This window comes from Deltaproteobacteria bacterium, assembly GCA_011773515.1.
Lineage (GTDB): Bacteria > Desulfobacterota > Deferrimicrobia > J040 > J040 > WVXK01.
Window position 1 is genome coordinate 63,398 of record WVXK01000078.1, and the last position, 1,073, is coordinate 64,470.

Annotated in this window: 2 protein-coding genes; both read right to left on the reverse strand. The window is 50.9% G+C overall.

Annotated elements, in window-relative coordinates:
• Positions 1-337 (reverse strand): penicillin acylase family protein (locus tag GTN70_09235; protein ID NIO17166.1); only part of this gene is annotated, 337 nt, incomplete at its 3' end.
• A gap of 163 nt (positions 338-500) precedes the next feature.
• A partial coding sequence (locus tag GTN70_09240) for a hypothetical protein (protein NIO17167.1) occupies positions 501-1,073 on the reverse strand: 573 nt, incomplete at its 5' end.

The following is a 1,073-nucleotide window of genomic DNA, read 5'->3' on the forward strand; positions in this document are numbered from 1 at the left end:
ATCGCAGAAGCCTGAATTCGACGGGATAGGTGCCGGCAGTTTCGATGAACCGGTTGATGCCGTGGGTATATCGGTCGACGAATTTTTTCGCCTGCTCATCCATCTTTCCGTATATTTCCCGCGCTATCTTCGCAAGCCCGACTGTCCTAAAGAGCGTGTCGATGGGAAGAGCTTTTTCACCCAGCACTTCAGAGAGCCTCCCCGATGCGATCCTTCGCTCCGCGTCCATCTGGAAAAGCCTCTCCTGGGCGTGTACGAACCCCTGCGCGAACAAAAGGTCCCCGATGGTGTCGGCGTATATGTGAGGCACGCCCCACGGGTCGCGAAAGATGTGCACGGTGGAAGAAACGTCCCCCCTTACTTCCCCATCACGCCGGGGAGAGCTTGTTTTCAGCAGATTTGAGCAGGATAAGAGAACTATCGAGAGAGTGAGGGATAGGAAAAAGATGAGATGATATGATCTATTTCTCTTTCCTTCGTTCAACGCTTCCTGCCATCCATCACCTTTTTTTTCTCAAATTAGTTTTTATCTTAGAAAGGGTCAGCTCGAATGGTTCACCGGTATATTCCCTGATATACCTTTTCATTTCGGAAAGATATCGTTCGATGGATGGCCAGTTCTCTTTGATGCACCCGAACTCCTTTTCGTATGTGGCGGTGTAATTTTTCTTCACTCTTGCGCTGAGCGCCTTTCGTTTCCGCGAGTCTTTGGGGTGGATTTTTTTCGGGAGGAAGTCGAATATCGGTTCGTGTATCTTCACGTCGTCACTGTCCAGGTGGAATATTTCGATGTTGTCAATCGTGTAGACCTCTCCGCCTTCCGTTCCGATATAGTGGCCGTACCTCAGTGCCGAGCCGATCACGTCGCCCAGCGCATCGCACCGGGCCACCCCGTTTGTAATCCATTCCCAGTTTTTAAGGAGATATTCCGATGAGAGGGATTCATCCAGGTAGATGTTGATACCCTTCTCTACGGGTTTTATGAGTATCTCCTCCCCCTGGGGGGTTACGTGGAACTGGAATGGCTGGCAGGGCAGTTGCAGTATCTCAGGAAGTCCCCCGAAGATGTATTC